The following is a 5747-nucleotide window of genomic DNA, read 5'->3' as shown; positions in this document are numbered from 1 at the left end:
TCGCCTTGAAAGAGCGTATCGATCTTTAGCTCACGCGCACGGTTTGCGACGATTTGCGAGCTTTTGCCGGTGATGATCGCGACCTTTAGCCCCAGCCGCTGCCACTCCTGGATGCCAAACCCGTCTTTTACGTTAAATTTCTTCATCTCTTCGCCGCCGTTTGAATGGTACAGCCCGCCGTCGCTAAGGCAACCGTCTACGTCTAAAAATATGATCTTTATCACTTCGTTTTCCGTTTTTTGAAATTTTGTGATTTTAACGAAATTTGGCTGAATTTTTGGCAAACGGCGTATAAATTTAAGCTGCGATCTTAGCCTTTAATCGGCACGTAGCCGCTATTTTCGATGATGCTTTGCCCCTGCGGCGAAAGGATCCAATCTATCAAGATGCGGATATTTTCGTTTTTGTTGTTTTCGTCGTAAACCGCGTAAATTTCGGCTACGAGCGGGTATTTGCGGCTAGCGATATTTTCTTTATTCGGATACGCGCCGTTTAGGCTAAGCATCTTCACGCCGCCGTTTTGCACGATCCCCTCGACGTAATAGCGAAACGAAAAGCCGATTGCACTGCCGAAAAAGCCCGTGATCTTGCGCTTAGGCTGCGTCTCGCCCATAAATTTTAAAAACGCGCTCTGGCTGCCGCTGCCCGCGTTTCGCTGAACGGCATCTATTCGCATACGCTCGCCGCCTAGCTGCGACCAATCGCTATATTGCCCCGAATAAATTCCTCGCACCTGATCCACAGTTAAATTCGATACTTTATTATTCGCATTTACGATAAAGACGAACGCTTCCAGCCCGATCGGCACGAAGCGCAAGCGCACGCCCTTTTCCTGCGCATAAGCTAGCTGCTGCTTTGAAGGGGCAGCGACAAAGATCAGATCCGCCTCGCCGTCGCTTATGGCCTTGTATGCGCCGCGGGTATTGCTAAATTTAAGCCTGCTAGCATTCGTGAAATTTTGTCCGTCAAATTCCACGCTTTCCTTCGGATAGCTCGCCGCGACGAATGCCGAAAAGACGGGATACAAAGCCGCTGCGCCGTCGATTATCGGCAGATCGCCGCTAAGTTTTAAGCTAGAGCTGGCGCGCACGATCTGCGAACCCTGCTCAAACGGCAGAAATTTATGCAGCTCGATCGATTTGGCCTGCATCTCGGCGCTGCTTTGATTTACGTATCGCTTCACGACGAGGCTGTAAAATGCAAAATCGAAAGCCGCAAAGCTAAGCAGTAGCAAAATGACGATAGATGTGCGCTTCATCTTAGTTGCCGTTCGCGATATAGGAGATAATCGAGCATTTGCTCTGCAGATACAGCGCCGCTGCGGTTAGTGCGCAAACGCTGATCGCCCAGGCCGTCAATATTACGGCGATCGTTTTTTGAAAAATTTCATCGCTCATTTTGCGCCTCACATATGCTCGATTGCGTGATTAAGTAGCCAAAAAAAGCCCATTAGGACGCTCAAAAAAATTATGAACGAAAACACAGAGAGGATCAAAAGATTTCTAATTCTTCTGCGGCGCTCGGGTGCACTTTTAGCCGATTTAATAAATTTTACTAAACTTGCGATTAGCCAAATGAGCGAAACTACCGGCAGCCCAGTAAAAACCAAGATAAACATGGAAAAAGGATCGAATAGCCACTGAGAATATATGAGTGGAGTAAAAGCGCATGCAAACGCAACTGCCGAAATAATTAGAAATTTTTTATCTCTTTTATGGCGCTCCGGCTCGTCTTTTGATCTGATAAATTTAATCAAGCACGCGATGAGCCAAACAAAGCAGATCAAAAACAGCACATTTAAAATCTCCATAAGCGATCCGAAATTATTCATCTTTTACCTTTAAATTTTAATATGCAAAGCGGCGGTTTAGCGCTCCGGCAGTGCGAAATTTCATATAGCATAGTTCGCGGTTTTCGCGGCGGGCGCAAATGCACCGCCAGCGTAAGCAGTCTTAATAAAGCGGCGCGCTTTGCCAGAGTAATGGCGAAATTTTGCAAATTTCAAGCAGCGGCAAGAGTAAAATTTCAAACGCCGATAAAATTTCAAAACCGCGAATTGCCAAATTTACTAAATTTAGCGCGCATTTACCGCTATAAAACGCCCTTCGTGCTAGGCACGCCGGCGCGCTCGTTGATACTTATCGCGCGGCGGAATGCGACGGCGAACGCCTTAAACGCGGCTTCCGCCACGTGGTGCAGATTTTCGCCGCGAATCTGGCTTATATGTAGCGTTAAATTTGCGTTGAAAGCCAAAGCGCGAAAAAATTCCTCCACGAGCTCAGCGTCGAATTCGCCGATCTTACCGCGCTTCAGGCTCGGGCAATCAAATACCAAAAACGCACGGTTGGAAAAATCAAGCGCGGCGCTTACGGCGGCTTCGTCCATCACGACGACGCTATCGCCGAAGCGCTCGATGTTTTGCGCGGGATAGATCGCCTCTTTGATCGCGCTTCCGAGTACGATGCCGCAGTCCTCGACGCTGTGGTGAAAATCGACCTGCAAATCGCCCTCGCAGCGCAGGTTTAGATCGATCCACGCGTGCTTGGCAAACGCGCTAAGCATATGATCGAAAAAACCGATGCCCGTTTGTATCTGCGCTGCGCCGCGCCCGTAAAGCTCCAGCTCAAGCTCGATTTTGGTCTCTTTCGTAGCCCTATTTTTGCTTATCATTGCGCAATCCTTAAAACTAAATTTTGTTTGAAATCTATCTAAATTTCACTAAATTTCGGTTAAAATTTCAGCCAGCTTTTCGGAATTTACGCTGCCGATCTGGCGCAGGCTCGCAATCTCGGAGCCCTCTTTAAAAAACAGAATCGTAGGCGGGCCGAATACGTTAAAATGAGCTTTTATCGCCCTATTTTGCTCGCTATCTTCGCTAAGATCGATCTTTAAAAGGCTAAATTTATCAAGAGTGTCAGCAAGAGCGGGATCTGCGAATGCTCGCTCGCTCTGCTCGCAATTTTTGCACCAGCTAGCCCAAAAGTCCACTATCACGGGCTTTTTGGAATTTTCTATTTCGCTGCGCAGCTGCGCCAAATCGTGCACAAACGAAAAATGCGCGCCGCTTAAATTTTTAGCGCGAGAAAATTCGCCCGCTTGCAAGCTCTCGCCGCCGGGGCCGCCGCTGGAATATCTCGTGCTTTGCGGGATCAGATTACCAAGCGGCTTAGAAAAATCTTTTGCGCCGCTGGCAAAGCCCGCGAGCAGCAGCGCCGAATATAGCGCGATTACAAGGGCCAAAGCGCGCTTGATACCGCTCGCGCCGCCGTCAAACAGCCCCAAAAATCCTGCGAAGATCGCGCCTAAAACCGCATAAATCAGCAGGCTTAAATTTTCGCCGATGAGCGCGCGCGAAATCCACACCGCCGTAAAAAGCAGCAAAAAGCCGAAAATTTTAGGCACCGCCTCCATCCAAGCTCCCGGTCTAGGCAGTGCGCCGCCGAGCCCCACCACAAGCAGCAGCGCGCCGCTTCCGAGCCCCAGCGCAAAAAGAGCCGCCGCACCCAGCAGAACGTCGCCGCTGCCCGCGATGTAAACGAGCGCGCCCGCAAGCGGAGCGGAGATGCACGGCGATACGACGAGTGCCGAGATAAGCCCCATCGAAAAAACTCCGATCAGGCCGCTAGCATTTTCGCTTTTACTATTTAAGAAGCTTTGAAAGCGCGCAGGCAGGCGGATCTCGTAAAATCCAAACATCGAAAACGCGAGCGCGGCGAATATGAGCGAGGTTAAAATCAGTGCGGGCGGAGTTTGCAGCAGGCCCTGTAAATTTTGCCCAAAAACCGCCACGAAAGCTCCTAAAATCGCATACGAGCTCGCCATACCGAAAATATACGCGAGGCTTACGGTGAGGCTTTTTTTCGCGCTCGGCTTCGAGGAGGTTTTCGCCACGATGATCGACGAGAGGATCGGGATGAGCGGATAGACGCAAGGACTTAGCGAGAGCAGCACGCCGTAGCCGAAAAACAGCGCGATCGCGGCGATGAAGCTCTTGCCGCCAAGAACGTTTAAAATTTTATCCTGCTCGGAGATGGAATTTGCGCCGCGAGAAGTTTTTTGCGCGGAGGTTTCGTCGGAATTTACCGCAGCGCTTTCCGCCGAGCTTGCCGCGGAATTTCCCGCCGCATACGAGTTTGCCAAGGAATTTGCCTCTGCGCCCGAAGCTACGGTATTGCTTTCAAAATTTGAAGTCCCGCTCTGCGCACCGTCTGCGGCAGAAATCTGCGCGGAATTTCCGCCGCTTCGGTATTTTTTCAGCTCGGAGTTTGAAATTTTGCTGATCTGATAGCCCTCTACTACGCGCTTGAAGCTAAATCCGAACTGCTGCGGCTGGTAGCAAAAGCCCGATTTCGTGCAGCCCAGAAAATCGCCATTAAGCACGAAATTATCGCTGTCTGCGGCATTTGCAAGCACGAGGCCCAAAGGCACGGCGATGCTAAATTTGCCCTCGTAAATTTTATAATCCTTGTATTCGGTCGCGGCGGGCAGATTTATTAAATTCGTCACCTCTGCACCGTCAGTGAAAATTTTTATCTCGTTTTGATAGAGATAGATTCCGTCTGCGATATCGAAGCTTAGCGTTACGCTATCGCTCTGCGCCGTCGCGTCAAGCTTGAACGCGTCGGATGGTTTTAAGGGCTCGGCGCCTAAACCCAAGAGAAAAAATGCCGTCAAAATCAGCGATCTGATCAAATTTTATCCTTTGAAATTTTTTCCTACATTCTAACGTAATAAGTATGAATTTATAGTGTAATATAAAGAACTTTTTTGTAAAATTCCTTAAAAATTTTTAGGAGACGATATGAGCAAAGAGATCAAAACCGAAACAGGCGAAATAGCGCTGAAAGAGATAGAATTTAAAAGCTCAAAGTACGAAAAAATCTCGTTCAAAGACTACGAGACGCTGCTTGAAAGATATCAGATCGAGCTTTTGAAGCTGCAAAAATTCGTGAAAGAAAAGGGGCTAAAAATTTTAATCTTGATGGAGGGGCGCGACGCGGCGGGCAAAGGCGGCACGATCAAGCGTTTAACCGAGCATCTAAACCCGCGCGGATGCCGCATTGTAGCACTCGAAAAGCCAAGCAACGTCGAAAAGACGCAGTGGTACTTCCAGCGCTACGTCGCGCACCTACCCAGCGGCGGCGAGATCACGATATTTGACCGCAGCTGGTATAACCGCGCGATGGTCGAGCCGGTGATGGGCTTTTGCACGCATGCCGAACATAAAGATTTCCTGCGCCAAGTGCCTAAATTTGAGGAGCTTTTGGTAAGTGCGGGGATAATTTTGTTTAAATTTTACTTCTCAGTCTCCAAAGAGGAGCAAAAAAGGCGCTTCGAATCGCGCCGCACCGACCCGCTAAAGCAATATAAACTCTCGCCGGTGGATGCGAGATCGCAAGAGCTGTGGAATCAATACACTCTCGCAAAATACTCGATGCTGCTCGCTTCAAATACCGAGTTTGCGCCGTGGACGATCCTTGATAGCAACGACAAAAAGATCGCGCGACTAAACGCCTTCCGCTGCATACTCTCGCGTATAGACTATCCCGAAAAGATCGACGCGAAGGAACTTGCGGTGGATCCAAACCTCGTGCGAAACGGCGCCAGGGAGATAGTGCTAATGGAGGATAGCCAAAAAAGCGAGGCTTGGCGCAAGCTGGAAAGCCCCTCTCGCAAGAACAAGAAGGATAAGAAAAAGGGCTAAATCTTGCCAATGAAGATTACTCGCTAAGAGTTGCTAGGGAGGA

6 protein-coding genes and 1 pseudogene are annotated in these 5747 nt (G+C 49.3%); 1 reads left to right on the top strand and 6 read right to left on the bottom strand.

The window, feature by feature from the left end; genetic code table 11:
- The 6 genes and pseudogenes from Q0277_RS04270 to dsbD form a co-directional block, all read right to left on the bottom strand.
- Window positions 1-224, bottom strand: a pseudogene (locus Q0277_RS04270) (3-deoxy-D-manno-octulosonate 8-phosphate phosphatase); the annotation flags it as partial.
- An 86-nt stretch (window positions 225-310) separates the two neighbouring features.
- Window positions 311-1258 carry a substrate-binding domain-containing protein gene (locus tag Q0277_RS04265; RefSeq protein ID WP_297995929.1) on the bottom strand — a complete coding sequence of 316 codons (948 nt, stop codon included), beginning with the start codon at window positions 1256-1258 and terminating at the stop codon, window positions 311-313.
- A gap of 1 nt (window position 1259) precedes the next feature.
- Window positions 1260-1397 (bottom strand): hypothetical protein, encoded by a 138-nt coding sequence (locus tag Q0277_RS04260; protein ID WP_297881384.1) that lies wholly within the window; start codon window positions 1395-1397, stop codon window positions 1260-1262.
- 8 nt (window positions 1398-1405) lie between these two features.
- The gene (locus Q0277_RS04255; RefSeq protein ID WP_297995927.1) at window positions 1406-1831 is read right to left on the bottom strand and encodes a hypothetical protein; all 426 of its coding nucleotides are present in this window, start codon (window positions 1829-1831) and stop codon (window positions 1406-1408) included.
- 260 nt (window positions 1832-2091) lie between these two features.
- Window positions 2092-2670 carry an imidazoleglycerol-phosphate dehydratase HisB gene (hisB, locus tag Q0277_RS04250; RefSeq protein WP_297995925.1) on the bottom strand — a complete coding sequence of 193 codons (579 nt, stop codon included), beginning with the start codon at window positions 2668-2670 and terminating at the stop codon, window positions 2092-2094.
- A 48-nt stretch (window positions 2671-2718) separates the two neighbouring features.
- Window positions 2719-4692: a protein-disulfide reductase DsbD gene (dsbD, locus tag Q0277_RS04245; RefSeq protein ID WP_297995922.1), complete on the bottom strand. Its 1974-nt coding sequence runs from the start codon at window positions 4690-4692 to the stop codon at window positions 2719-2721.
- 109 nt (window positions 4693-4801) lie between these two features.
- Here dsbD and ppk2 point away from each other — a divergent pair, with 109 nt between their 5' ends.
- Window positions 4802-5704, top strand: a complete 903-nt coding sequence (gene ppk2, locus Q0277_RS04240; RefSeq protein ID WP_297879905.1) for a polyphosphate kinase 2 — start codon at window positions 4802-4804, stop codon at window positions 5702-5704.
- Window positions 5705-5747 lie beyond the last annotated feature (43 nt).

Source organism: uncultured Campylobacter sp., from assembly GCF_938030815.1.
Taxonomy (GTDB): Bacteria; Campylobacterota; Campylobacteria; order Campylobacterales; family Campylobacteraceae; genus Campylobacter_B.
This window is presented reverse-complemented; position numbering and strand designations above follow the sequence as displayed.